Source organism: Pseudomonas sp. FW305-96, assembly GCF_058783825.1.
In genome coordinates this window covers 20,969-45,044 of record NZ_JBYSYW010000017.1, presented here as the reverse complement: position 1 = coordinate 45,044, position 24,076 = coordinate 20,969, and the positions used below count along the sequence as shown (strand labels likewise).

Below are 24,076 nucleotides of genomic sequence, written 5' to 3'. Positions count from 1 at the left end.
CCTCCATCAGGGGTGAGCACAGCTTGCCCCTGTTCATTCATCGTCGTCTGTCGCCTGGCCGACAGAGTTCGCTTTGCGAGGTGCCATGCACGATCCGCGCACTCAACTGCTGCATGGTCAATGGTTCCGGCAATTGCCCGTTACCGTTCAGGATAGTCTGCTGGCCCTGGGCCGTCCGCGTGAACTGGCAGCGGGGCAGCGTCTGTTCCAGCGCGGCGATGCGCCGTGTGGCCTGTATGCGGTACTCGAAGGGGCGATGCGGGTCGGAGCGGTCAGCAGCGCAGGCAAGGAGGCGTTGCTGACGCTGGTCGAGTCACCCCATTGGTTCGGCGAGATCAGCCTGTTCGATGGCCAGCCGCGCACCCATGACGCCTATGCCGAGGGGCCAACACGCCTGCTGTGGATTCCCCAGGCGCCGTTGCTGGAATGGTTGGCGTTCCAGCCAGAGCACTGGCGCGACCTGGCCCTGCTGATGAGCCAGAAGTTGCGCTGGGTGTTCGTCGCCCTCGAGCAGCAGAGCCTGCTGGCCGCCGCGCCGCGGGTGGCGCAGCGCCTGTTGCAGATGGCCGAAGGCTACGGTGAGCGCGATGTCGCCCAATGGCGGTTGCAAGTGTCCCAGGAACAGTTGGCCCTGATGTTGTCGCTGTCGCGCCAGACCATCAACCAGATCCTCAGGAGCCTCGAACAGGCCGGCGTGGTGCGCCTGGGCTATGGCGAGGTGGAGATTGTCGATGCGCCACGTCTGCGGGCGATGGGGCAGCATCAAGGCTGACCAGGGTATCGATCATCGCCCGCGCCGCCGGTGACAGGCGATAACCGCTGCGGCTAACTACCCCGCAGCGCACGCTGAGCACTTCCATGCCCGGCGGCAGGTTGCGCCAGTGCAGACGCACCAGATGGCCGGCGGCCAGGTCCTCGGCCACCGCCTCCTCGCTGGCCGTGCCGATGGCGTCGCTGGCCATTACCACGTTGCGCAGCACTGCCAGGTGTTCGGTCTGCAGGTGCGGGGTGAAGTCATTGCGCCCGCTGAGGTTGGCCAGGCGTTTGCGCACGCCGGGAGCGAGCAGGGCGCTGGCCAGTGGGTAGGCGAACAGGTCGTTGGTCGACAGACTGTCCTTTGCCAGCAGCGGGTGTCCGGGACGGCAGAAGAACAGGCCTGGACGCGGGGACAGTGCCTCGGTGTGGAAGTAGGGATCGGCCTCGAAGGGACGTACGTCATCGACGAAGAACTCGATCTGCTCGCGACGCAGGGCCTGGCCCAGGCGCTCGGCGTTGTCCACCAGCAAGTCGGTGCGGATGCCGGGATGAGCCCCGATAAAATGTTGCAGGGCCTGGGGCACCAGGCGCACGGCCAGGGCCGGGCCGCTGCCGAAGTGCAGCTCTCCGGCATCGAGCTTGGTCATCTGCAGGACGTCGTGGTTCAGTTGCGCGGCGCCCTGGACCAGGCGACGGGCATGTTGCAACACCACTTGGCCCTCGGGGGTGGGGGGCAATGCCTTGCTGGCACGATCGACCAGGGCGCAACCAAAGGTATGTTCGAGGTTCTGGATTGCGCGGCTGAAGGCGGGTTGGGTGATGCCCATGGCATCGGCGGCGCGGACGAAACTGCGGTATTCGATGAGGGCGATGAAATAGCGCAGTTGGCGGAGGTCCATGCTCGGGCTCTGGTGCGGGATCAGAGCTTGGTTTTAGCGGCTTGTTACATATAGCGTCAAAGAATGTTATTTGATTTGGATATGTCTTCTGGTTATTTGCCGGACGGCAGGACCCAACGCGGGGCAAGCCCACGCCGCTCCTGCATTGTGCAGGCGTGAGCGGGCTTGCCCCGCCGCGATGGCCTCAAAGGAGATTTAACGGATAGCTGACAATCAAGCGGTTCTCATCGAACGCGTTGCTGCTGAAATCCCTGCGCATGGTCGAATTGCGCCACTTCACCGACAGGTCCTTGAAGGTCCCGGCCTGCACCACGTAGGCCAGCTCGGTCTCCCGGGCCCATTCCTTGCCATCGTCCACCCCTCCGGCATGCACGTTGTCGCCTTTGATGTAGCGGTTCATCAAGGTCAGGCCGGGGATGCCGACGGTGACGAAATTGAAGTCGTGACGCAGTTGCCAGGAGCGCTCCTTGGCATTGTCGAAGCTGGCGTTGTAACTGTCGTTGGCCAGCGTGCCGCCACTGGTGCCGTTGACACGCATCCAGGCGTCATCGCCACTGACCTTCTGCAGGCCGATATAGAAGGTGTGGCCTTGATATCGCGCCGAGAGCATGGCCGAGACGGTGCGGTTGTCCAAGTCGCCGGCGCGGGCGCTGCCATCCTCCTTGCCGAGGAAGTAGCCCAGATTGGCGCCAAAGGTCCAGTCGCCCAACGGCTGGCTGTGCACCAGGTTCAGATACTGCTGGCGATAAATGTCTTTTAGCCGGGCATCCCACAGGCCGACCATCGTGCGTTTGTCGTTGAAGCTGTATTCGCCGCCGGCGAAGTTGAAGCGGTCGGAGGTGATACCGGCGCGCCCCTGCATGAACATGTCTTCCATGCTCGCATCGTTGCGCGGGCTGTTGCCGCGGAACTGGCCGGCGTACAGGGTCAGGCCGTCGATCTCCTTCGAGGTGAGCTGACCGCCGCGGAACGTCTGCGGCAGCGAGCGGCCATCGTCCGAACGCAGGATCGGCAGCACCGGCATCCACTCGCCTACTTTGAGCTCGGTCTGCGACAGGCGCGTCTTGAACGCCACCCCCAGGCGGCCGAAATCATCCGCCGGGCGACCGTCGTCATGCACCGGCAGCAGGTGGGTGCCGGCCGTGCCCTTGCCGCCATCGAGCTTGACCGAGTACAGCCCCAGCACATCGATGCCGAAACCGACGGTGCCCTGGGTGAAGCCGGAGCGGGCGTCGAGAATCAAGCTCTGGGTCCATTCCTCGGCCTTGCCCTGGGGGTTGGCCGGGTCGACGAAGTTGCGGTTGATGTAGAAGTTGCGCAGGTTGAGGCTGGCCTTGGCGTCTTCCAGGAAGCCACCTTCGGCGGCCACGCCGGGCAGGGCGCAGGACAGGGCCAACAGGCCGGGCAGCAGCTGGCGTGCGGGTTGCAAAGTGCTCATCTGTCGTGGATCTCTTGTTTTTATTGGGCGAGCCGGGTCGCTGCGGGTGCGGCCGCAGGGGTAGGCATCTTTAGAGAGAACTTGTGCAACGTTGCGCAGGCGATGGTGCGGGGGAGGGTGGGGGCTAGGCAATTCGTTGCAAGCGGAACGGGGCGGTTATCGAACGCAATGTGACCGCGCAACAAAAAGCCCACCGCAAGGGTGGGCTTGATGCTGTTAGCGGTCCAGTCAGCTTTTCGGCGTCTGGATCGAGGCTTGCTGCTGGGTCTGCTCGTACCAGCCGCCGCCGAGGGCCTTGTACAGGTTGACCTCGCTGACCAGCTGCGACAGGCGATCACCGATCAGCGACTGCTGGGCGCTGAACAGGTTGCGCTGGGCATCGAGGAAGGTCAGGTTGCTGTCGATACCGATGCGGTAGCGGCGCTCGGCCAGGCGGTAGTAGTCCTGGTTGGCGGCCACCAGGTCACGCTGGGCCTGCAGCTGCTCTTCGAACGTCTTGCGTGCGGCCAGGCCATCGGCGACTTCCTGGAAGGCGGTCTGGATGGTCTTTTCGTACTTGGCGACGTTGATGTCCTTCTGGATCTTCGAGTAGTCCAGGCTGGCCCGCAGGCTGCCGGCATTGAAGATCGGCAGGTTGATCTGCGGCTGGAACAGCCAGGTGCCCGAGCCGCCCTTGAACAGCCCGCCCATGTCCGGGCTCAGGGTGCCGGCGTTGGCGGTCAGGCTGATGCTCGGGAAGAACGCGGCCCGCGCCGCGCCGATGTTGGCGTTGGCGGCCTTGAGCAGGTGCTCGGCCTCCTGGATATCAGGGCGGCGCTGCAGGATGTCGGACGGCAGGCCGGCCGGCACTTCGGCCAGCTGGTCGGCATTGAGCTCCAGCGGCTTGGGCAGGTTGGCCGGCACGCCGGTACCTACCAGCACGGTGAGGCTGTTCAGGTCCTGGGCGACCAGGCGCTGGTACTGCGACAGCTTGACGCGTGCGCCTTCGACGGCAGTGCGCGCCTGGCTCAGGTCCAGGGCCGAGGCGACACCCACCTCATTGCTGCGGCGGGTGAGGTTGTAGCTCTCTTCGTACGTCTTGAGCGTTTCCTCGGTCAGCTTCAGCAGCGCCTGGTCGGCCTGCCAGGTGTAGTAGGCGTTGGCCACGCTGGCCACCAGGCTGATCTGCGTGGAGCGGCGCGCCTGTTCGCTGGACAGGTAGGTTTCCAAGGCCTGCTGGGTCAGGCTGCGCACCCGGCCGAACAGGTCCAGCTCATAGGCGCTGACACCCAGGGTGGCCGAGTACTGGCTGCTGATGGTGGATTCGCCGGTCTGCGACATGTTCGCCGGCATCCGCTGGCGGCTGCCGCTGCCATTGGCGGAAACCGCCGGCAGCAGGTCGGCACGCTGGATGCGGTACTGCGCGCGGTAGGCGTCGATGTTCAGCGCCGCGACCCGCAGGTCGCGGTTGTTTTCCAGCGACGTCTGGATCAGTTGCTGCAGCGCCGGGTCGTGGAAGAACTGGCGCCAGCCCTGTTCGGCCGCGGCGACGTCGGCCGATTGGGTCGGCGAGTACGCAGGGCCTTGCGGCCACTGCGCGGCCACCGGCGCCTCGGGCGTCTGGTAGTCGGGGATCAGCGAGCAACCGCCGAGGATGAAGGCGGTTACCGCCAGGGACAACAAAGACTTGGTCATTGCCCAGCCTCATAACGTGGAGTTTCAGGGGTGGCGTGTTCTTTCGGCTCTTTGCTGCCGAACAGCGACGACACTGCGACGAAGAATAGCGGTACCCAGAAGATGGCCAGCACGGTGGCGCTGATCATGCCGCCGATCACACCGGTGCCGATGGCGTGCTGGCTACCGGCACCAGCGCCGCTGGCGATGGTCAACGGTACCACGCCGAGGATGAACGCCAGCGAGGTCATGATGATCGGGCGCAGACGCATGCGGCAGGCCTCGATGGCTGCGTCGTACAGGCTTTTGCCCTGTTCGTGCAGCTCTTTGGCGAACTCGACGATCAGGATGGCGTTCTTCGCCGCCAGGCCGATGGTGGTCAGCAGGCCGACCAGGAAGTACACGTCGTTGGACAAGCCGCGCAGGCTGGTGGCGAGCAGGGCACCGATGATACCCAATGGCACCACCAGCACGACCGCGATCGGGATCGACCAGCTTTCGTACAGCGCCGCCAGGCAGAGGAACACGAACAGCACCGAGAGGGCGAACAGCGCCGGCATTTGCGAGCCGGAGAGTTTTTCCTCGTAGGACATGCCGGTCCAGGAGAAGCCGATGCCGGTTGGCAGTTCGCCGGCGATGCGCTCGACTTCGGCCATGGCCTCACCGGTACTGTAGCCCGGCGCCGGGGTACCGAGGATCTCGACCGCTTCCACGCCGTTATAGCGCGACAGCTTCGGCGAGCCATAGCTCCATTCGCCCTTGGCGAAGGAGGAGAACGGCACCATCTCGCCCTTGCCGTTGCGCACGTACCACTTCTGCAGGTCTTCCGGGCTCATCCGGGCGTTTGGCGCACCCTGGATGTAGACCTTCTTGACCCGGCCACGGTCGATGAAGTCGTTGACGTAGCTACCGCCCAGGGCGATCGACAAGGTGTTGTTGATGTCGGCGATGGTCACGCCCAGAGCACTGGCGCGTTCGTCGTCGATGGTCAGCTGGTACTGCGGCTCGTCGTTCAGGCCGTTCGGACGCACGGCGCTGAGGATCTTGCTCTGCGCGGCCTTGGCCAGGAACTGGTTGCGTGCTTCCATCAGTTTTGCATGGCCGACCCCGGCGCGGTCCTGGAGGAACACGTCGAAGCCGGTGGCGTTACCCAGTTCGAGTACCGCCGGCGGGGCGAAGGCGAACACCATCGCGTCGCGGAAGCTGAAGAAGTGCATCTGCGCGCGCTGGGCGAGGGCGAACACGCTGTTCTCCTTCGAGCGCTCGCCCCAAGGCTTGAGCATGATGAATGCCATGCCCGAGCTCTGGCCGCGGCCGGCGAAGTTGAAGCCGTTGACGGTGAACACGGATGCCACGGTATCGGCTTCCTTGTCGAGCAGGTACTCGCGCATCTGGTCGACCACCACCTGGGTGCGCTCGGCACTGGAGCCGGCCGGGGTCTGTACCTGGGCGAACAGCACGCCCTGGTCTTCCTCTGGCAGGAATGCGGTCGGGATGCGCGCGAACAGCCAGATCATGCCAACCACGATCAGCGCGTAGGCCAGCAGGAACGGGATCTTGTTGCGCAGGATGGTGCCGACGCTCCGCTCATAGCCGACGACGCTGCGGTCGAAATTGCGGTTGAACCAGCCGAAGAAGCCGCGCTTGGCCACATGGTGCTCGCCCTTCTTCAATGGCTTGAGCATGGTGGCGCACAAGGCCGGGGTGAAGATCAGCGCGACCAGCACCGACAGGCCCATGGCCGAGACGATGGTGATGGAGAACTGGCGATAGATCACACCGGTGGAACCGCCGAAGAAGGCCATCGGCAGCAGTACCGCCGACAATACCAGGGCGATACCCACCAGGGCGCCCTGGATCTGCTCCATGGAGCGCTTAGTCGCCTCCTTGGGCGGCAGTCCTTCCTCGGACATCACCCGCTCGACGTTCTCCACCACGACGATGGCATCGTCCACCAGCAGGCCGATGGCCAGGACCATGGCGAACATGGTCAGGGTGTTGATGCTGAAACCGGCGGCGGCGAGGATGCCGAAGGTACCCAGCAATACCACCGGTACGGTCATGGTGGTGATGATGGTGGCGCGGAAGTTCTGCAGGAACAGGTACATCACCAGGAACACCAGGACCACCGCTTCGATCAGGGTGTGGATCACCCCGCTGATCGATTCGGTGACCACCGGGGTGGTGTCATACGGGAACACCGCCTTCACCCCCGGTGGGAAGAACGGCTCGAGGCCGCTGATGGTCGTGCGCAGCGCCTTGGCGGTATCCAGGGCGTTGGCGCCGGTGGCCAGCTTGACCGCCAGGCCCGAGGCCGGCTTGCCGTTGTACTGGGCGCTGATGGCGTAGTTTTCGCCGCCCAGGCCGACCTGGGCCACGTCGCCCAGGCGTACCTGGGAACCGTCGGCATTGACCTTGAGCAGGATCTTCTCGAACTGCTCGGCGGTCTGCAGACGGGTCTTGCCGATGATGGTGGCGTTGAGCTGGGTACCTGGCAGCGCCGGCAGGCCGCCGAGCTGGCCGGAGGATACCTGCACGTTCTGCGCGGCGACCGCGGTGCGCACGTCGACCGGGGTCAGCTGGAACTTGTTCAGCTTGGCCGGATCCAGCCAGATACGCATGGCGTACTGCGCACCGAACACCTGGAAGTCGCCCACGCCTGCGGTCCGCGAGATCGGGTCCTGCATGTTGGAAACGATGTAGTTGGCCAGGTCGTCCTTGGTCATGCTGCCGTCTTCGGACACCAGGCCGATCACCAGCAGGAAGTTCTTCACTGCCTTGGTGACGCGGATACCTTGCTGCTGCACTTCCTGCGGCAACAGCGGGGTGGCCAGGTTCAGCTTGTTCTGTACCTGGACCTGCGCGGTGTCCGAGTTGGTGCCCTGCTCGAAGGTGGCGGTGATGGTCATGCTGCCGTCGGAGTTACTTTCCGACGACACATAACGCAGGTTGTCGATCCCGTTGAGCTGCTGCTCGATCACCTGCACCACGGTGTCCTGCACGGTCTGCGCCGAGGCGCCCGGGTAGGTCACGGAGATGGCGATGGCCGGCGGGGCGATGCTCGGGTACTGGTTGATCGGCAGCTTCAGGATCGACAGGGCGCCGACCAGCATGATCACCAGGGCGATCACCCAGGCGAAGATCGGGCGATCGATAAAGAACTTCGACATGGTTTACTCCGCTTTGGCGTCAGCTTTGGCCGTGTTGGCCTGAGCAGCGCTGGCCGGCTTCTTGACGTTGGTGGCTTCGCTGACCTTGACCTCGACGCCTGGTCGCACGAACTGCAGCCCTTCGGTGATCAGACGGTCGCCCGGGTTCAGGCCTTCCTCGATCAGCCAGTCACTGCCCAGGGTGCGGCTGGCCTTGAGCTGGCGCAGTTCGACCTTGTTCTCCTGGTTGACCACCAGCGCGGTCGGCGCACCCTTGAGGTCACGGGTCACGCCCTGTTGCGGGGCCAGGATGGCGTTGGCGTTGACGCCGGCCTTGAGCCGCGCATGCACGAACATGCCGGGCAGCAGGGTGTGGTCGGGGTTGGGGAAGATCGCGCGCAGAGTGACGGAACCGGTGGTCTCGTCGACCGCGACTTCGGAGAACTCCAGGCGGCCCTGCTGCTTGAACAGGCTGCCGTCTTCCAGCACCAGCTGAACCTGGGCGGCGTTGTCGCCGGCCTTCTGCAACTGGCCGCTTTCCAGGTCACGGCGCAGCTTGAGCAGCTCGGCGGTGGACTGGGTAACGTCGACGTAGATCGGGTCGAGCTGCTGGATGGTGGCCATGGCGTTGGTCTGGCCGTTGTTCACCAGGGCGCCTTCGGTGACCGAAGAGCGGCCGACGCGGCCACTGATCGGGGCCAGCACCTTGGTGTAGCGCAAGTCGATCTGGGCGCTCTTGAGCGATGCCTCGGCCTGCAATCGTTTGGCATTGGCGTCATCGTATTCCTGCTTGGAGACGGCCTGCTCGTCGATCAGTTGCTTGTAACGCTCGGCCAGCGAGCGGGTAGCCTGCAGGTTGGCCTGGGCGTTGGCCAGGTTCGCCTCGTAGACGGCTGGGTCGATCTGGTAGAGCTGTTGCCCTTCCTTGACGTCGCTGCCTTCCTTGAACAGGCGCTTGAGAATGATGCCGTTCACCTGTGGGCGGACCTCGGCCACACGGTAGGCGCTGGTGCGCCCCGGCAGTTCCGAGGTCAGGGTGAAGGCTTGCGGTTGTACGGTCACGACGCCGACCTGAGGAGCCTGCGGCGCAGGCGCTGCTTCCTCTTTCTTACAGCCACTGAGCAGGGTTGCCAGGGCCACGGCGGAAACCAGGGCGGTTACGGCTGGCTTGAATTGCATGAGGATCCTCGGGTCGCAGGAGCAGGGGAGCTCAAGAATATAGTGGAAGTGCTTTGTCAGAAAAACGCTATCCGGTGGATAAATAGCTTGCTAAGGAATATACTTACATTCATGGTTGTTTGTAAATAGTGCCGGTGCGTCGTGGGTGACCACCGTCGATCGCCCAAATCCACCCGGGAGCGGCCCTGAAAGAGCCTGCCCCGGCCTGATTCCCGCCCGCCAGATTGAGCGCGCGGGGCCTGATGAGGTTGTACTGCCATGGTCCGTCGAACCAAAGAAGAAGCCCAGGAAACCCGCGCCCAGATCATCGAGGCGGCGGAGAAGGCCTTCTACAAGCGCGGGGTAGCGCGTACCACCCTGGCCGACATCGCTGAGCTCGCCGGCGTCACTCGCGGGGCGATCTACTGGCACTTCAGCAACAAGGCCGAGTTGGTGCAGGCGCTGCTCGACAGCCTGCACGAGACCCATGACCACCTGGCCCGCGCCAGTGAGAGCGAGGATGAGCTCGATCCGCTTGGCTGCATGCGCAAGCTGTTGCTGCAAGTGTTCAACGAGTTGGTGCTCGATGCCCGAACCCGGCGTATCAACGAAATCCTGCATCACAAGTGCGAATTCACCGACGACATGTGTGAGATTCGCCAGCAGCGTCAGGGCGCGGTGCTGGACTGTCATCAAAGCATTGCCCTGGCCTTGGGTAATGCCGTACGCCGCGGCCAGTTGCCTGCCGAGCTCGAGATCGACCGGGCTGCGGTGGCCATGTTTGCCTATGTGGATGGCCTGATCGGCCGCTGGCTGCTGCTGCCGGAAAGCTTCGACCTGTTGGGCGATGTCGAGAAATGGGTCGACACCGGGCTGGATATGCTGCGCTTGAGCCCTGGCTTGCGCAAATGACACTTTGTTAACGATTGTGAGGAAGTGTTATCCCTTTTCGGTTAACGCAGGATTAATAACCTGGAAGCGGTCTTGCCCGGCAATGACAACCTTCAGGCCGTGATGTCGCCTGGGCGGACGCTATCGCGGGGCAAGCCCGCTGCCACGCCTTTCAGCGCCCGCGCAACTGTCTGTCCGGCAAGGCCAGCGCCGCCAACAGGCCGATCAGCGAAGCCCCGGCACTGACCAGCAACAGGTCGCGGAAGGTTTCCAGCAAACGCGCCTGGGTGTGCGGATCCGCCTCGCCCGCCTTGAGGCTGCCCAGCAGCGGGTTGCCCAGCACTTCGAAGCCACCCTGGTGCAACCACGCCAGCAACAGGCTGGACATGCACGCCACCCCCATCGCCCCGCCCAGCGAGCGGAACAGGTTGGTGGTGCTGGTCGCCACGCCGATGTCCTTGCTGTCCACCGCGCTTTGCGTGCCCACCAGCGAGGTGGGAAATTGCAGGCCGCAGGCAATGCCTGTCAGCAGCATGAACAGTGCGCTCTGTAACCAGGCTTGCGGCGGCGTCAGTGCCATGGCTGCGATCGCCATTGGCATCAACAGCGCGCCTGTGAGGATCTGTGGCTTGAAGCGCCCGGTGCGGCTGGTCATGCGTCCACCGGTAAAGGCGCCGATGGGCAGCCCCATGGCCAGCGGCAGCAAGTGCAGCGCCGCGCTGTCGGCGCCGGCACCGGTGATGCCCTGGTAGCGCAGGGGCATCAGCATGGTCAACGAGATTGACTGGAAGCTGGCAAAGAAGATCACGCACCAGCACAGCACCGCGACCCGGTTGCCGAACAGGCCCAGAGGCAACAGTGGTTCGCGACAGCGCCGCTCGTGGGCTATGAACGCCGCCAGCCCCAGCAGTGCGCAGGCCAGCAACGCCAGGACCTCGGACGACCGCCAGGCATGCCCCTGGCCGACCAGGGTGATGCCCAGCAGCAGGCTACCCAGACCGAGGATCATCAGCGCCGCGCCGAGGTAGTCGACCTGTGCCTGGCGATGCTTGACCGGCAACCCGTCCAGCGCCCGGTGGATCACCCACAGCGCGATCAGCCCCAGCGGCAGGTTGATCCAGAACACCCAGCGCCAGGACAGGTACTCGGTCAGCCAGCCGCCCAGCACCGGCCCGGCGACGCTGGCCAGGGCATACATGCTGCTGAAGTAGCCCTGGTAGCGGCCGCGTTCACGAGGTGGCACGAAGTCGCCGATGATTGCCTGGCTGACCGACACCATGCCACCCGCACCGATACCCTGGAGCACCCGCGCCAGCACCAGCTGCGGCATGTCCTGGGCCAGGCCGCAGGCCACCGAGGCCAGGGTGAACAGGGCGGTGCCGGTGAGGATCATGCGCCGCCGCCCATAAAGGTCACCAAGCTTGCCGTAGATCGGCACGGCGATGGTCATGGCGACCATGTAGCCAGAGATGACCCAGGCCAGCAGGCCGACATCGTCGAACTGGGCGGAGATCGCCGGCAGCGACACGGCGACGATGGTCTGGTCGAGGGCACCGAGGAAGATCGCCAGCATCAGGGCGGTAAGAACGCTGCGCAGAACGGTGGGGGGCAGGGCGGCGGTCACGGTGGATACCTTGTGGTCAGAGCTGGCGCGATCGCGAGGCATCGAGGGAGCGGGCTTGCTCCGTGATGGGCTCATTCGTGGTGGGGCATTGTACCCTGAGTTACATAGCTACCTATGTACTCCGTGCATCCCCTATGCAAGATCGGCATTGGCGCATTCATCCAGCGCTGCATGGCCGCGTGATATCGTGGCAGGGCCGCAGAGGCTGAAATCCGTGGCCTGCACCAGCTTGGTGCAACTATTTTCCACAGGTTTCGCGTCGCTGTATGTCCACACCTTCTATTCCTCTGCCTGCATGTCGAGCATGACCGCCCTGATGGCGACGGTTGGAACAGTCAGGTAGACCCGATACAGGGGTCGGTTGTCAGCCGTTCACCATTTCTCATTACAAGCGGAGTGATCATGCCCAAGGCTTCCCACCACGATCTGCGTTTTGCCTTCCGCGAACTGCTTGCTTCAGGTTCGTGCTATCACACCGCGTCGGTCTTCGACCCGATGTCAGCCCGTATTGCCGCCGACCTTGGTTTTGAAGTCGGCATTCTGGGTGGTTCGGTCGCCTCGCTGCAGGTCCTGGCCGCGCCGGACTTCGCCCTGATCACCCTGAGCGAGTTTGTCGAGCAGGCTACCCGTATCGGCCGTGTCGCCCAGTTGCCGGTGCTTGCCGACGCCGACCACGGCTACGGCAATGCGCTCAACGTGATGCGCACGGTGATCGAACTGGAACGCGCTGGCGTTGCCGCGCTGACCATCGAGGATACCTTGCTGCCGGCCCAGTTCGGTCGCAAGTCCACCGACCTGATCTCGGTGGAGGAGGGCGTGGGCAAGATCCGCGCGGCACTGGAGGCGCGGGTCGATTCGGCCCTGGCGATCATTGCGCGCACCAATGCCGGCGTGCTGACCACCGAGGAAATCATCGTGCGCACCCAGAGCTACCAGAAGGCGGGCGCCGATGGTATCTGCATGGTGGGGGTCAAGGACTTCGAGCAGCTTGAACAGATTGCCGAGCACCTGAGCGTGCCGTTGATGCTGGTGACCTACGCCAACCCGAACCTGCGCGACGACGAGCGCCTGGCGCGCCTGGGCGTGCGTATCGTGGTTGACGGCCATGCCGCCTACTTCGCCGCGATCAAGGCCACCTACGACTGCCTGCGCCAGCAGCGTGGCCTGCAGCACAAGTCGGACAGCCTCGGCGCCACCGAGCTTTCGCACACCTACACCCAGCCCGAGGACTACATCCGCTGGGCGAAAGAGTACATGAGCGTCGAGGAGTGATCCGAACTACCTGACGGCGCTCAGCGTGGCGCTGTGGGGAACGCAATGCTCATGGACGCAACTGTTGGCCGTGTTGGGCTGGCTGCGCAGCAGCTCCACCCGCCAGCAGGCCGAGCCGTAGAGCCCGGCTACCGCGAGCAGGGCGAAGACGAGGGCGCAACGCCTGGATTTGATACTCATGGTGCGGACCTCCTGTTGATGCAACAGGTGATACCTTCAAGCATAGGCCCAATGCGCGTATCTGCACCGTCTTGACTCAGCTCAACCCCTTGTCCCACTCCGGTTCGTCGCCAAACCGCTGCGCGAGAAAGTCCAGCATGCTGCGCAATGTCGCCGGCATGTGCTTGCGCGAGGTGTACACCGCATTCAGGGTAAGTTCCCGCGGCTTGGCTTGCGGCAGCAATCGCACCAGCTCGCCACTGCGTAGTGCGGCTGCTGCCTGGTAGGTGGGCAGCATGGCGATGCCGGCATGGGCCAGGGCGGCTTTCTGCAGGGTCATGGCCTCGTTGGCGCTGATGTTGCCCTGCACCGGCACGGCGACGCTCTGCCCGCCCACCTCGAAATGCCACAGGCTGTGACCGAAGTAGGCGTGGGTCAGGCAGTTGTGCTGGCTCAACGCCTCGACCCGGTCCGGCGTACCGTGCTCGCGCAGGTAGGCGGGGCTGGCGCAGACCACCGAGCGGCACACGCTCAGGCGCCGGGCGATGAGGTTGGGGTCGACATCGTTGCTGGTGCGGATCGCCAGGTCGATGCGCTCGTCCACCAGGTTGACGGTGCGGTCGAGCATCTGCAGCTCAACCTTCACCCCGGGGTAGCGTTTGACGTAGGCCGCCAGCGCATCCACCAGCTGGGCTTGGCCGAACGAGGTGCTGACGCTGATGCGCAGCTCGCCACGGGGCGCGTCGTCCGGCTGGCGCACGGCGCTTTGCAGGTCGCCGGCCAGCTCCAGCATCTGCCGACAACGTGGCAAGGTCTCGAGGCCTGCCGCCGTCAGGCTGAGCTTGCGGGTGGTGCGTTGCATCAGGCGTGCCCCGACCCAGTCCTCCAGCTCCGCCAGGTAGCGGGATACCACGGGCCTGGAGAGTTCCAGGTGGTCCGCGGCGGCCGACTGGCTGCCCAGGTCGACGACGGTGACGAATACGCGCATGGCGTTGAGCCGATCCATGATCTGTCCGATTTCAGAAACAAACTATGTCGAAGCATCGCATTTTTTGTATTGGATCGGGCAACTAAGCTTGCACCCATCGTCCCACTCACAGGATCTTGCAATGTCTCTCTTCACGCCCCTTCGCGGCCTGCTGCTGGCCTGCCTTACCCTCGGCGGCCAGGCCATGGCTGCCGAACCGCTCAAGCTGGACGCCTACAACCCCGGTCACGCGGCGATCTTCCCGGTCAGCTCGGTGATCGTCAGCGGTGCCCACGACGCCATCCTGGTCGACGCCCAGTTCGGCAAGGCCCAGGCCGAGCAGGTGGTCGAGCGCCTGCGTGCCAGCGGCAAGCGACTGACCACCATCTACGTCAGCCATGGCGACCCGGACTACTACTTCGGCCTGGACACCATCACCCAGGCGTTCCCCAAGGCCCGCGTGGTCGCCTCGGCCGCCACGGTCGAGCATATCCGCAAGACCATGGACGCCAAGCTGGCCTACTGGGGCCCGCAGATGGGCGCGGACAAGCCGGCACGTCTGGTGGTGCCCCAGGTACTGCAGGGTGATCGCCTGGAACTGGAAGGCCAGGCACTGCAGGTCGTCGGCCTGGACGGTCCGCAGCCGGACCGCAGTTTCGTGTGGATTCCCTCGATCAAGGCAGTGGTCGGTGGCGTGGTGGTTTCCGAGGGCATCCATGTGTGGATGGCCGACACCCAGACCGCGCAATCCCACGCCGACTGGCTGAAGACCCTGGCGAACATCGAACAGCTCGCCCCGCGCACGGTGATCCCGGGGCACTACCTGGGCGACAGCAGCCGCTCGCTGGACACGGTGCGCTTCACCGCCGGCTACATTCGTGACTTCGATACCGAGGCCGCCAAGGCTGCCAATGCCGCCGCGCTGATCGCGGCGATGAAGCAGCGCTACCCGAACCTGGGTGACGAGAGCTCCCTGGAATTGGGCGCCAAGGTCGCCAAGGGCGAGATGAAGTGGTAACCCCTTTCAACCTGTTGGAGAGTTTCCCATGAGCAAGATCGCAATCATCGGCGCCACCGGGCGCGCCGGCAGCCAGTTGCTGGAAGAGGCCCTGCGTCGGGGCCACAGTGTGGTGGCCATCGCCCGCAATCCGAGTGCGCTGCAAGGTCGTGACGGCGTGACGGTGAAGGCGCTGGATGCCAAGGACAGTGCCGCCCTGCAGGTGGCTGTGACAGGCTGTGACGCGGTGTTGAGCGCGGCGCATTTCTCGACCATCGAGCCTGGCGCGATCATCGAGTCGGTCAAGCGTGCCGGGGTCAAGCGCCTGCTGGTGGTGGGCGGCGCCGGTAGCCTGCTGCTGCCGTCCGGGCACCGGGTGATCGACAGCCCGGATTTCCCGGAAGCCTACAAGGCCGAGGCCAATGCCGGTGTGCGCTTCCTCGATACGCTGCGCCAGGAGCCGACCCTGGACTGGACCTTCCTGTCGCCGTCGGCGGAGTTCGTCGAAGGTCAGCGCAGCGGGCACTACACCCTGGGCAAGGATCACCTGTTGATCGGCGCCGACGGCAAGAGCTGGATCACCTTTGCCGACTATGCCATCGCCATGCTCGACGAGCTGGAGAAGCCGGCGCATTCGCGGGCACGGTTCACGGTCGGTTACTGAGGCGTCTGCATCGCGGGGCAAGTCGGGGCCCCGCGATTGATGTCATGTGCGGGCACGCGCCTGCAGCCACTCCATTAACTCGACCAACCCCGTGGGCATGCTCTTCGACGGGCTGACCAGGTAATACCCCTTCCCGGTCGTCACCTTCAGCTCGAACGGCATGCACAAACGCCCGGCGCGCAGGTCGTCGCCAATCAGCGAAAAGTCGCCGATGGCGATCCCGGTCCCCTGGGAGGCCATGGCCATCGCCATGTCCAGTGTCTCGAAGTGCTGCTTCGGTCCCTGGGGTTCGACGCCGGCATTGGCCGCCTGCAACCACAACCGCCAGTCGTGCTCGTCCCGAGAGGGGTGCAGCAGCATCTGCCGCGCCAGGTCCTGCAATTGCAAGGGGACGCTAGATAGCGATGGTGCGCAGACCGGTGTCAGTTGTTCATCGAACAGCTTGCGTACCTGCAGCCCATGGTTCGGCACCGCGCCATACACAACGGCCGCATCGAAGCCCTCGCGGCGAAAATCCACGCCATGCTGCACCGTGGTGGTCAATTCCACCGGCACATCCGGGCGTAGCGCCTGCCATTCCAATAGCCGCGGCAGCAGCCAGCGCATCACGCAGGTCGGCGCCTTGAGCTGCAGCGTCGTACTGCGCCCGCCGACTTCGCGCACGCCTTGCTCGATCAGGGCGAAGACCTGCTGCACCCGAGGCAGCCAGTCCTGTCCTTCGCGGGTCAGGGCCAGGCCACGGGCCTGGCGCTGGAACAGCGCATAGCCCAGATGTTCCTCGAGCCCGGCGATCTGTCGGCTGACCGCGCCCTGGGTGATATGCAACTGTTGCGCGGCACGGGTGAAGTTGCAGTGCTGCGCGGTCACCAGGAAGGTGTGCAGGGCGGGGAGGGGCGGCAGGCGTTTCATTGTGACAAGCCATGATATTAGGTCATGGCTAGTATGTGTTTTTTTGCATTGTGGCGGTAGTCGGCACTTGGTTCCATGAGCACCAGTCTCAACAAGAATCGGGTACTCGATGATGGCAACCTGTGGCGAAGTGCTGGTCAAACTCCTCGAAGGCTATGGTGTCGACCATGTCTTCGGCATTCCCGGCGTGCATACCGTGGAACTCTACCGCGGCCTGGCTGCCTCCTCGATCCGCCACATCACCCCGCGCCACGAGCAGGGCGCCGGGTTCATGGCCGACGGCTACTCGCGTACCCGGGGCAAGCCTGGTGTGTGCTTCATCATCACCGGCCCGGGCATGACCAACATCACCACCGCCATGGGCCAGGCCTATGCCGACTCGATCCCGATGCTGGTGATTTCCAGCGTGCAGTCGCGCAGTCAGTTGGGTGGCGGGCGCGGCAAGTTGCACGAACTGCCCAACCAGGCCGGGCTGGTGGCGGGGGTGGCGGCGTTTTCGCATACCTTGATGAGTGCCGACGATCTGCCCGAGGTGTTGGCTCGCGCTTTCGCAGTGTTCGACGGTGGCCGTCCGCGTCCGGTGCATATCGAGATTCCGCTGGATGTGCTGGTGGAGCCCGCAGATCACCTGCTACCGGCCCGCCCGGTGCGCACCGCCCGGGCGGGCGCGGCGCCGCAGACCGTGCAGCAGATGGCCATGCGCCTGGCCAAGGCGCGCCGGCCGTTGATCCTTGCCGGCGGTGGTGCCCTGGACGCCGCCGCCGGGCTGGCCAGGCTGGCCGAGCACCTGCAGGCGCCGGTAGCGCTGACGATCAATGCCAAGGGGCTGCTGCCGGCCAACCATTCGCTGCAGATCGGCTCGACCCAGACTTTGCCGGCCACCCGTGCGCTGGTGGCCGAGGCCGACGTAGTGCTGGCCATCGGCACCGAGCTGGCCGAGACCGATTACGACGTGACGTTCAAGGGTGGTTTCGAGATTCCCGGCAGCCTCCTGCGGATCGATATCGACCCGGACCAGACGGTGCGCAACTACCCGCCCGAACTGGCCCTGGTGGCCGATGCCGCACAGGCGACCGAGGCCCTGCTGGTGGCCCTGCACATGCAGGCGCAACCACTGCGTGATGGTCACTGGGGCGCTGCTCGGGCCGCCCGACTGCGCCAGGAAAACGCAGCCACCTGGGACCAGCCGACCTTGAGCCAGACCCGTTTGCTGAACAGCATCCTGGAAACCCTGCCGGACGCCGTGCTGGTGGGCGATTCGACCCAGCCGGTCTACACCGGCAACCTGACGTTGGACATGACCCGGCCACGCCGCTGGTTCAACGCGTCAACGGGCTACGGCACGCTGGGCTACGCGTTGCCGGCGGCCATGGGCGCCTGGCTCGGCAGCGCCGAAGTGCGCGCCGCGCGTGCGCCCACGGTATGCCTGATCGGTGATGGCGGGCTGCAGTTCACCCTGCCCGAACTGGCCAGTGCAGTCGAGGCGCAGGTGCCGCTGATCGTGCTGCTGTGGAACAACCAGGGGTACGAGGAAATCAAGAAGTACATGGTCAATCGGGCGATCGAGCCGGTCGGTGTGGACATCCACACCCCGGACTTCATCGGCGTGGCGCGGGCGTTGGGGGCCGACGCCGAGTCGGTGGCTGACGTGGCGCAGTTGCAGGCGGCGCTGGGCCGGGCGGTGGAGCGCCTGGGGCCGACGTTGATCCAGGTGGATCAGGGGCAATGGCAGTTGGCTGTGCAAGGCTGATTGCGCCACGAGGGCTGTACCCTCGATTCGCCGGCAAGCCATGGGTGCGGCGGGTCGTTCAACTGGCGCTGGCTCGCAACCTTGCCACGTCACGGATTGGCGGCGCGCCGTACAGCCGGCTGTATTCGCGGCTGAACTGGGATGGGCTCTCGTAGCCCACCCGGTAGCCGGCCACGGCAGCCTCCAAACCCTCGTTGAACATCAGGCGTCGGGCTTCCTGCAGGCGCAGTTGCTTCTGGTACTGCAAGGGGCTCATCGACGTCACCGACTTGAAGCGGTGATGCAAGGTGGAGACGCTGAGGTTCACTTCCCGGGCGAGGTCTTCGATACGCAACGGCTGGTGGTAATGGTTGTTGAGCCAGGTAATCGCCTGGCAGACCCGATGGGTCTGGCTGTTGGCCAGGGCGATTTCGTACAGACGGTAACCTTGGGGGCCGCGCAACAGGCGGTAGAAGATTTCCCGGCGGATCATCGGCGCGAGGATGGCAATGTCGCGTGGCGAGTCCAGCAGTTTGATCAGGCGGATCAACGCGTCCAGAAGCTGCGGATCGCTTTTCTCCACGTACAGGCCGAGACCTGATGGCCGGTTGGGCACGACCATCGGGCTGCTCTCGGCGATCAGTTGGCTCAGTTGCGCCGGGTCGATGTCCAGGCGCAAGCCCAGCGCGGGATGCTCGGGGCTGGCCTTGAGCAGGGCGCCGCTGATCGGCAGGGTGACCGACACCACCATGTAGTGCAGCGGATCATAGGCGTAATGTTCGTCGCCGAGGATCAGGGTCTTGCTGCCTTGGGCAAGAATGCACAACGCCGGTTGAGCCAGCGCGGGCATGCCGCGGATCTCCTCTTTGTAGCACGTAAGGTAAAGGTCCTCGATGGCCGACGCCGGGCCATGGGGCTGGCCGGCGTGGCGCTGGATCAGCGCGGCCAGTTCCTGGCGCTGCAGCTCAAGGGTCGAGTCGGGTGGCGGGAGCGTGGTCATGGCGTGGTTCCTCTACTGACCGGGCCAGCATAGGTATGGGCAATGTCGGGCGCTAGTCGAATGCTGTCGTTCGATTGCCTGATCCTGTCGCGCGGCAGGATCAGGCAATCGCTCGGCAGTAATGGCCTAACGTCGCGCGAGGGCGGGGCCCTAATCTTGGCAGCCTGTTTTCCCGTCCGTAGCGCTTCAAGGAGATCGTTCATGACCCAGCCTCAACCGGTCACTCACCTGGCTTTCATCCGCGCCAGCAACGGTCGTTCGGCGGAACTCGGCATGCGCCTGCGCGACCTGCTGGAGCCGTCGCTGCGGGCGCCCGGCTGCCTGAGCTTCAGTGTGCAGCGTTCGCAGGTCGATGCCGATCTGTGGCTGCTCAGCGGCAGCTGGAGCGACCAACAGGCGATGAGCGGCTATTTCGCCTCGCCCACCCTGGAGGTGTTTGGCGAGCTGGTCCAGGCGCAGGTGGTCAGCAGCCTTGACCTGCATACCTTCGCCTGATGTGTAGAATGCCGCCCCTACATCATTCAGGCGGAGTGCAGCATGGCACGTAAAGAATTCCCCCACTTCGAAGCGGTCTCGGCGATGGTCCCGGTGCAAGGCGGCGGCTACCACGCGGCGATCGCCGTGAAGGCCCTGGGCATGGGCGGTGCGCCGCGCTTTCACAAAGTGCTCGACGGGCAGGTGTTCCAGTCGGCGCTCGCGGCCGACGAGGCCGCTTGTGCTGAACTCGAACGCCTGCAGGGTGTAGGCGAGGAAGGCGAACTGCTCTTCTGATCAGACCTGTGGACGGGCCATCTTGAACAGCTCGCCCAGCGCAAAGTAGTCGGCCGGGCCGCCGCCACGCAGGATCGGCTCGGCGGCGGCGGTGTCGTAGATGCCGTCCTTGAGCAGGTGCTCGGCAATGTGCACCGCCACTACCTCTCCGAGGATCAGCCAGCTGGGGACAAGTTCCTGGTCGGCGCGTTTGAGCTGGACGATCTGGCTGACCTTGCATTCGAAGCTCACCGGGCTCTCGCCCACGCGTGGCACCTTGACCACGTTGGACAGGGCCGGGGTCAGGCCACTGAGCGCGAACTCGTCGATATCTGCCGCCACCGCGGCACAGCTCTGGTTCATCTGCTCGGCCAGCGGCCGGGTAGCCAGGTTCCAGACGAACTCGCCGGTCTGCTCGATGTTGTTCAGGCTGTCTTTGCGCCCGACGCTGCAGAAACCGATGATCGGTGGGATGTAGTTGAAGGCGTTGAAGAAGCTGTAGGGCGCCAGGTTCAGGCGGCCTTCGCGATCGTGGCTGGAGATCCAGCCGATGGGCCGAGGGCCGACGATGGCGTTGAACGGGTCGTGGGGCAGGCCGTGGCCTTTGGCGGGTTCGTAGTAGTACATCTGCGCAAGGCCGCGAGGCCCTTCCTGGTGGGGGACGAGGCGCCTAGTGTGCCAAGGCTTGGCTCAACTGCAAATGATCAAGCCCGGCCGAAGCCGGGCTGGTAGCGCGCATCAGTGATCAGCTGATGCGGTGGCCGTTGGTGCGGTCGAAACCATCCTCTGCGAAGCGCTGGCCGCCAGTACGGTCGAAGCCATCTTCGGCGAAGCGCTGGCCGCCGGTGCGGTCGAAGCCATCTTCGGCGAAGCGCTGGCCGCCGGTGCGGTCGAAGCCGTCTTCGGCGAAGCGCTGGCCGCCAGTACGATCAAAGCCATCTTCTGCGTAGTTGGCCGACTGGGTCTGTGCAGCGGCAAAGGTGTGGGCGTTGGTGCGATCGAAACCGTCTTCGGCGAAGGCGCCAGTAGCCAGTACCGACAGGGCGAGGGAAAGGATCAGTTTGTTTTTCATGGTCGTTGCTCCGATGAGTGCCAGGGGTTGTTGTTTCTATGGGTTTAATATTACGCCTGCAAATTTGATTAAAAAGCGCAAAAAATAATGGATAAAGATCTAATAATTAGATTGGTCAGGGCGTGAATGACCTTCAATGCAGTCTTCTGGCGCCCTGCTCGCCGATCAGCCCTAGAACTCAAGAATGAAAAGCGCAGACCGACGACAGGGCCATATCAGCGTGTGCCCAGACAATTAATGGGAAATTAAGGCGTGGCGGCAGCGGTTCCTGGGGAGGCATGCACAGACCGCAAGGCGGCTTGCACCTGGTCCGGTAGCGTCATTTCGTGCAAGCGTCAGGTCGCTTGGGTGTTCACCGTATAGCGGGTACTTCGCCCGCCAGCGGGCAGACGAACCAGGCAGTTTTTCTGCAGCAGGTCGGCCAGGTGCCGGGTGGCCGTGGCCTTGGAGACCTTGGCCACGGTCTGGTACTGGCTGGCGCTGATGCCATCCTCGAAGCCGCGAGACCCGCCATCGAGCAGTCGATTGAGCACCTTGACCTGTTCGGGCAACAAACCATCGCCCCGATGGATCAGCCAGAAGCGCGACTTGGCCAGCACCCGGTCAATGCGCACCAGCGCCTGCTGGAGGCTGCGCAGCAAGGTGGCAAGGAACCAGGCTAGCCAGCGTGTGACGTCCAGATCGCCGCGCTGGCTGCTTTCAAGGGCTGCGTAGTAGCCGGAGCGATCTTCCAGGATACTGCTGGACATGGCGTAGAAACGCACCGCTCGCTGCTCGCCCTGGGCCAATGCCAGGTCTGTGATGGCGCGGGTCAGGCGGCCATTGCCATCGGCGAAGGGGTGCAGGGTGACGAACCAGAAATGGGCCAGGCCCGCACGCAGCAGGGGATCGAGTTGTCGATCATGGCGGCTGCTCTCGAACCAGTCGAGGAACTGCTGCACCTGCTGCTCCAGGCCGGCGCGTGGCGGTGCCTCAAAATGCACCTTGGGCTTGTCGATACGCCCCGATATCACCTGCATCGGGGCATGGTCGCGCCATGCGCCGATTGGCAGGGGAGGTGCGAGCGAGTCGTCGTTTTCGGGGAACAGCCAGCGGTGCCAGAGGAACAGGCGCGGCTGATCCAGTGGGCGAACATAGCCCATGGTCGCGTCCACCATCAGCTCGGCCAGGCCCTCGCTGCGTGTCGTGGTTGTTCCCGGCTCGGCAATGCCAAGCCGTCGGGCGAGGGAGGAGCGAACGGACTCCACATTCAGCTGTTCACCCTCGATGGCCGAGGACGTGACAATGTTCTGCAACAGGGTATCGAGCGTGTCCAGGTTGGCATTGGCCTCGGTCACTGCTCCCGCTCTGCCCAGCAGGCAACCCTGCGCCTGGACGCAGTCCCTGAGCAAGGGGGCAAGTTGCGACTCGTTCCAGCGAAAGCCGGGCCAGTCGGCCTGCTGCCACACCCAGAAGGTGTCTGCAGCGGTGTGCTGTTTTGAGGTCATGAGCCGAATAATAGCGCTATTCAGCTCATGTTGTGAGCCGAATAGCGCTATTGTTTGGCGCGCGCCTATTAAAAAGGGGCGCTCCGTCAACCGTAGCGCCCCTTTTTCACGTTTGGCGAGCAGGGATCAGTCAGTGGTGATCCGCGAATGCTGCTTGGTGTCCTTCATCGTCGCGTACACCAGCAGCGAGCAGGCGATGCAGGCGGTGACGTACCAGTAGAAACCGGTCTCCATGCCGTTGCTCTTGAACCACAGGGCCACGTACTCGGCGGTGCCGCCGAAGATCGACACGGTCAGCGCGTAGGGTAGGCCCACGCCCAGGGCGCGGATCTCGGTGGGAAACAGCTCGGCCTTCACCACGGCGTTGATCGAGGTGTAGCCACTGACAATGATCAATGCGGCCATGATCAGGAAGAACGCGCCCCACCACGTCTGGATAGTGTGCAGGGTGCTGAGGATCGGTACGGTGAACAGGGTGCCGAGCACACCGAAGGCGATCAGGATCGGGCGCCGGCCGATCTTGTCGGACAGGCCGCCGATCACCGGCTGCAGGCACATGAACAGGAACAGCGTGGCCGCCGAGATGGTGGTCGAGTCGCTGATGCTCATGCCTACGGTGTTGACCAGGTACTTCTGCATGTAGGTGGTGTAGGTGTAGAAGGCCAGGGTACCGCCCATGGTCAGGCCGACCACGGTCATCAGTTCCTTGGGATGACGCATCAGGGTGCGCATCAGGTTCTCTTTGGACTTTTCCTTCTTGGTGAAGGAGGCGGTCTCTTCCATGCCACGGCGCAGGTACAGGGCGACCACCGCGCACAGCGCGCCGATCACGAAGGGTACGCGCCAGCCCCAGGCGTACAGCTCCTCGGTAGTCAGCGTGTTCTGCAGGACGATCAGCACCGCCAGGGCGATGAGCTGGCCGGAGATCAGGGTGACGTACTGGAAGCTGGAGAAGAAGCCGCGGCGCTCCTTGCTGGCCATCTCGCTCAGGTAGGTGGCCGAGGTGCCGTATTCACCCCCTACCGAGAGGCCCTGCATCAGGCGGGCGATCACCAGCAGGACCGGTGCGGCGACGCCGATGGTCTCGTAGCCCGGCGTCAGCGCGATGACCAGCGAGCCGGCGCACATCAGCAGCACCGAGGCCATCAGCGCCGCCTTGCGGCCCTTGCGGTCGGCGTACAGGCCCATCAGCCAGCCACCGATCGGGCGCATGAGGAAGCCCACGGCAAAGATTGCGGCGGTGTTGAGCAGTTGGGCGGTGGTGTCGCCGGCGGGGAAGAAAGCCTTGGCGAAGTACAGCGAGAATGCGGCGTAGACGTACCAGTCGTACCATTCGACCATGTTGCCGATGGAACCACTGAAGATCGATTTGAGGCGGCTGGCGGTGGACTTTTCCGCGGCGGGCGCAACGGCCGCCCCGGTGGGCAGAATGCTGGCGTTATCCATCAGGGATACCTTCTCGTTGTTTTTGTGGAGCGCGCTCGGGGCGCAGCTTGAGAAGG

The 24,076-nt window shown here is 64.4% G+C and carries 22 protein-coding genes; 8 read left to right on the top strand and 14 right to left on the bottom strand.

Annotation, left to right across the window (positions count from 1 at the left end):
• Positions 1-85 precede the first annotated feature (85 nt).
• Positions 86-772: a Crp/Fnr family transcriptional regulator gene (locus AC3WL2_RS14745; protein WP_102682771.1), complete on the top strand. Its 687-nt coding sequence runs from the start codon at positions 86-88 to the stop codon at positions 770-772.
• On the opposite strand, the gene AC3WL2_RS14740 is transcribed toward AC3WL2_RS14745, so the two are convergent.
• The 5 genes from AC3WL2_RS14740 to ttgA all read right to left on the bottom strand — a co-directional run bounded on the left by AC3WL2_RS14740 (position 672) and on the right by ttgA (position 9,074).
• Complete coding sequence (locus AC3WL2_RS14740; RefSeq protein ID WP_102682770.1) at positions 672-1,655, bottom strand: LysR family transcriptional regulator; 984 nt, start codon at positions 1,653-1,655, stop codon at positions 672-674. The two genes, AC3WL2_RS14745 and AC3WL2_RS14740, sit on opposite strands and share 101 nt — an antisense overlap.
• A 184-nt stretch (positions 1,656-1,839) precedes the next feature.
• Positions 1,840-3,093: an OprD family porin gene (locus AC3WL2_RS14735; RefSeq protein ID WP_102682769.1), complete on the bottom strand. Its 1,254-nt coding sequence runs from the start codon at positions 3,091-3,093 to the stop codon at positions 1,840-1,842.
• Between the two features lie 228 nt (positions 3,094-3,321).
• Positions 3,322-4,767: an AdeC/AdeK/OprM family multidrug efflux complex outer membrane factor gene (locus AC3WL2_RS14730; protein ID WP_102682768.1), complete on the bottom strand. Its 1,446-nt coding sequence runs from the start codon at positions 4,765-4,767 to the stop codon at positions 3,322-3,324.
• Entirely contained in the window at positions 4,764-7,916 is a 3,153-nt protein-coding gene (gene ttgB / locus AC3WL2_RS14725) for a multidrug efflux RND transporter permease subunit TtgB (protein WP_102682767.1), read from the bottom strand. The genes AC3WL2_RS14730 and ttgB overlap by 4 nt, the downstream gene beginning before the upstream one ends.
• 3 nt (positions 7,917-7,919) lie before the next feature.
• Positions 7,920-9,074 carry a toluene efflux RND transporter periplasmic adaptor subunit TtgA gene (ttgA, locus tag AC3WL2_RS14720; protein WP_102682766.1) on the bottom strand — a complete coding sequence of 385 codons (1,155 nt, stop codon included), beginning with the start codon at positions 9,072-9,074 and terminating at the stop codon, positions 7,920-7,922.
• Between the two features lie 258 nt (positions 9,075-9,332).
• Here ttgA and ttgR point away from each other — a divergent pair, with 258 nt between their 5' ends.
• A complete protein-coding gene (ttgR, locus tag AC3WL2_RS14715) occupies positions 9,333-9,965 on the top strand; it encodes an efflux transport transcriptional regulator TtgR (protein WP_023630222.1) in 633 nt (210 codons plus the stop codon).
• A gap of 151 nt (positions 9,966-10,116) precedes the next feature.
• Here the strand turns inward: ttgR and AC3WL2_RS14710 are convergent, their stop codons facing one another.
• On the bottom strand, positions 10,117-11,568 hold the full coding sequence (locus AC3WL2_RS14710; RefSeq protein WP_102682819.1) for an MDR family MFS transporter: 1,452 nt from the start codon (positions 11,566-11,568) through the stop codon (positions 10,117-10,119).
• 402 nt (positions 11,569-11,970) lie between these two features.
• On the opposite strand from AC3WL2_RS14710, the gene AC3WL2_RS14705 reads away from it, so the two are divergent.
• The gene (locus tag AC3WL2_RS14705) at positions 11,971-12,840 is read left to right on the top strand and encodes an isocitrate lyase/PEP mutase family protein (RefSeq protein WP_023630223.1); all 870 of its coding nucleotides are present in this window, start codon (positions 11,971-11,973) and stop codon (positions 12,838-12,840) included.
• A 6-nt stretch (positions 12,841-12,846) separates the two neighbouring features.
• On the opposite strand, the gene AC3WL2_RS14700 is transcribed toward AC3WL2_RS14705, so the two are convergent.
• Positions 12,847-13,020 (bottom strand): hypothetical protein, encoded by a 174-nt coding sequence (locus AC3WL2_RS14700; RefSeq protein ID WP_173862428.1) that lies wholly within the window; start codon positions 13,018-13,020, stop codon positions 12,847-12,849.
• Between the two features lie 76 nt (positions 13,021-13,096).
• A complete protein-coding gene (locus AC3WL2_RS14695; protein WP_102682765.1) occupies positions 13,097-14,005 on the bottom strand; it encodes a LysR family transcriptional regulator in 909 nt (302 codons plus the stop codon).
• A 103-nt stretch (positions 14,006-14,108) separates the two neighbouring features.
• On the opposite strand from AC3WL2_RS14695, the gene AC3WL2_RS14690 reads away from it, so the two are divergent.
• The gene (locus tag AC3WL2_RS14690) at positions 14,109-14,984 is read left to right on the top strand and encodes an MBL fold metallo-hydrolase (protein ID WP_102682764.1); all 876 of its coding nucleotides are present in this window, start codon (positions 14,109-14,111) and stop codon (positions 14,982-14,984) included.
• Between the two features lie 28 nt (positions 14,985-15,012).
• The gene (locus AC3WL2_RS14685) at positions 15,013-15,627 is read left to right on the top strand and encodes an NAD(P)-dependent oxidoreductase (RefSeq protein WP_102682763.1); all 615 of its coding nucleotides are present in this window, start codon (positions 15,013-15,015) and stop codon (positions 15,625-15,627) included.
• 42 nt (positions 15,628-15,669) lie between these two features.
• On the opposite strand, the gene AC3WL2_RS14680 is transcribed toward AC3WL2_RS14685, so the two are convergent.
• Complete coding sequence (locus AC3WL2_RS14680; protein ID WP_046856909.1) at positions 15,670-16,536, bottom strand: LysR substrate-binding domain-containing protein; 867 nt, start codon at positions 16,534-16,536, stop codon at positions 15,670-15,672.
• A 112-nt stretch (positions 16,537-16,648) separates the two neighbouring features.
• Here AC3WL2_RS14680 and AC3WL2_RS14675 point away from each other — a divergent pair, with 112 nt between their 5' ends.
• Positions 16,649-18,286 (top strand): 5-guanidino-2-oxopentanoate decarboxylase, encoded by a 1,638-nt coding sequence (locus tag AC3WL2_RS14675; protein WP_102682818.1) that lies wholly within the window; start codon positions 16,649-16,651, stop codon positions 18,284-18,286.
• Positions 18,287-18,344: 58 nt separating this feature from the next.
• Here the strand turns inward: AC3WL2_RS14675 and AC3WL2_RS14670 are convergent, their stop codons facing one another.
• Complete coding sequence (locus tag AC3WL2_RS14670) at positions 18,345-19,265, bottom strand: AraC family transcriptional regulator (RefSeq protein ID WP_102682762.1); 921 nt, start codon at positions 19,263-19,265, stop codon at positions 18,345-18,347.
• Positions 19,266-19,466: 201 nt separating this feature from the next.
• Here AC3WL2_RS14670 and AC3WL2_RS14665 point away from each other — a divergent pair, with 201 nt between their 5' ends.
• Positions 19,467-19,760 (top strand): putative quinol monooxygenase, encoded by a 294-nt coding sequence (locus AC3WL2_RS14665; RefSeq protein WP_023630181.1) that lies wholly within the window; start codon positions 19,467-19,469, stop codon positions 19,758-19,760.
• Positions 19,761-19,802: 42 nt separating this feature from the next.
• Positions 19,803-20,036, top strand: a complete 234-nt coding sequence (locus tag AC3WL2_RS14660) for a hypothetical protein (protein WP_102682761.1) — start codon at positions 19,803-19,805, stop codon at positions 20,034-20,036.
• On the opposite strand, the gene AC3WL2_RS14655 is transcribed toward AC3WL2_RS14660, so the two are convergent.
• The 4 genes from AC3WL2_RS14655 to AC3WL2_RS14640 all read right to left on the bottom strand — a co-directional run bounded on the left by AC3WL2_RS14655 (position 20,037) and on the right by AC3WL2_RS14640 (position 24,020).
• A complete protein-coding gene (locus AC3WL2_RS14655; protein WP_102682760.1) occupies positions 20,037-20,642 on the bottom strand; it encodes a flavin reductase family protein in 606 nt (201 codons plus the stop codon).
• Between the two features lie 118 nt (positions 20,643-20,760).
• Positions 20,761-21,087, bottom strand: a complete 327-nt coding sequence (locus tag AC3WL2_RS14650) for a hypothetical protein (RefSeq protein WP_102682759.1) — start codon at positions 21,085-21,087, stop codon at positions 20,761-20,763.
• Between the two features lie 335 nt (positions 21,088-21,422).
• Positions 21,423-22,574, bottom strand: a complete 1,152-nt coding sequence (locus AC3WL2_RS14645; protein WP_102682758.1) for a Fic family protein — start codon at positions 22,572-22,574, stop codon at positions 21,423-21,425.
• Between the two features lie 126 nt (positions 22,575-22,700).
• Positions 22,701-24,020, bottom strand: coding sequence for an MFS transporter (locus AC3WL2_RS14640; RefSeq protein ID WP_102682757.1), 1,320 nt, complete (start codon positions 24,018-24,020; stop codon positions 22,701-22,703).
• Positions 24,021-24,076: the final 56 nt, after the last annotated feature.

Coding starts and splice junctions, on each gene's coding strand:
- AC3WL2_RS14640 (WP_102682757.1), bottom strand. CDS start 24,020: ATGGATAACGCCAGCATTCTGCCCACCGGGGCGGCCGTTGCGCCCGCC.
- AC3WL2_RS14685 (WP_102682763.1), top strand. CDS start 15,013: ATGAGCAAGATCGCAATCATCGGCGCCACCGGGCGCGCCGGCAGCCAG.
- AC3WL2_RS14680 (WP_046856909.1), bottom strand. CDS start 16,536: ATGAAACGCCTGCCGCCCCTCCCCGCCCTGCACACCTTCCTGGTGACC.
- AC3WL2_RS14705 (WP_023630223.1), top strand. CDS start 11,971: ATGCCCAAGGCTTCCCACCACGATCTGCGTTTTGCCTTCCGCGAACTG.
- AC3WL2_RS14745 (WP_102682771.1), top strand. CDS start 86: ATGCACGATCCGCGCACTCAACTGCTGCATGGTCAATGGTTCCGGCAA.
- AC3WL2_RS14695 (WP_102682765.1), bottom strand. CDS start 14,005: ATGGATCGGCTCAACGCCATGCGCGTATTCGTCACCGTCGTCGACCTG.
- AC3WL2_RS14660 (WP_102682761.1), top strand. CDS start 19,803: ATGGCACGTAAAGAATTCCCCCACTTCGAAGCGGTCTCGGCGATGGTC.
- ttgB (WP_102682767.1), bottom strand. CDS start 7,916: ATGTCGAAGTTCTTTATCGATCGCCCGATCTTCGCCTGGGTGATCGCC.
- ttgA (WP_102682766.1), bottom strand. CDS start 9,074: ATGCAATTCAAGCCAGCCGTAACCGCCCTGGTTTCCGCCGTGGCCCTG.
- AC3WL2_RS14665 (WP_023630181.1), top strand. CDS start 19,467: ATGACCCAGCCTCAACCGGTCACTCACCTGGCTTTCATCCGCGCCAGC.
- AC3WL2_RS14735 (WP_102682769.1), bottom strand. CDS start 3,093: ATGAGCACTTTGCAACCCGCACGCCAGCTGCTGCCCGGCCTGTTGGCC.
- AC3WL2_RS14690 (WP_102682764.1), top strand. CDS start 14,109: ATGTCTCTCTTCACGCCCCTTCGCGGCCTGCTGCTGGCCTGCCTTACC.
- AC3WL2_RS14670 (WP_102682762.1), bottom strand. CDS start 19,265: ATGACCACGCTCCCGCCACCCGACTCGACCCTTGAGCTGCAGCGCCAG.
- AC3WL2_RS14655 (WP_102682760.1), bottom strand. CDS start 20,642: ATGTACTACTACGAACCCGCCAAAGGCCACGGCCTGCCCCACGACCCG.
- AC3WL2_RS14645 (WP_102682758.1), bottom strand. CDS start 22,574: ATGACCTCAAAACAGCACACCGCTGCAGACACCTTCTGGGTGTGGCAG.
- AC3WL2_RS14740 (WP_102682770.1), bottom strand. CDS start 1,655: ATGGACCTCCGCCAACTGCGCTATTTCATCGCCCTCATCGAATACCGC.
- AC3WL2_RS14650 (WP_102682759.1), bottom strand. CDS start 21,087: ATGAAAAACAAACTGATCCTTTCCCTCGCCCTGTCGGTACTGGCTACT.
- AC3WL2_RS14730 (WP_102682768.1), bottom strand. CDS start 4,767: ATGACCAAGTCTTTGTTGTCCCTGGCGGTAACCGCCTTCATCCTCGGC.
- ttgR (WP_023630222.1), top strand. CDS start 9,333: ATGGTCCGTCGAACCAAAGAAGAAGCCCAGGAAACCCGCGCCCAGATC.
- AC3WL2_RS14675 (WP_102682818.1), top strand. CDS start 16,649: ATGGCAACCTGTGGCGAAGTGCTGGTCAAACTCCTCGAAGGCTATGGT.
- AC3WL2_RS14700 (WP_173862428.1), bottom strand. CDS start 13,020: ATGAGTATCAAATCCAGGCGTTGCGCCCTCGTCTTCGCCCTGCTCGCG.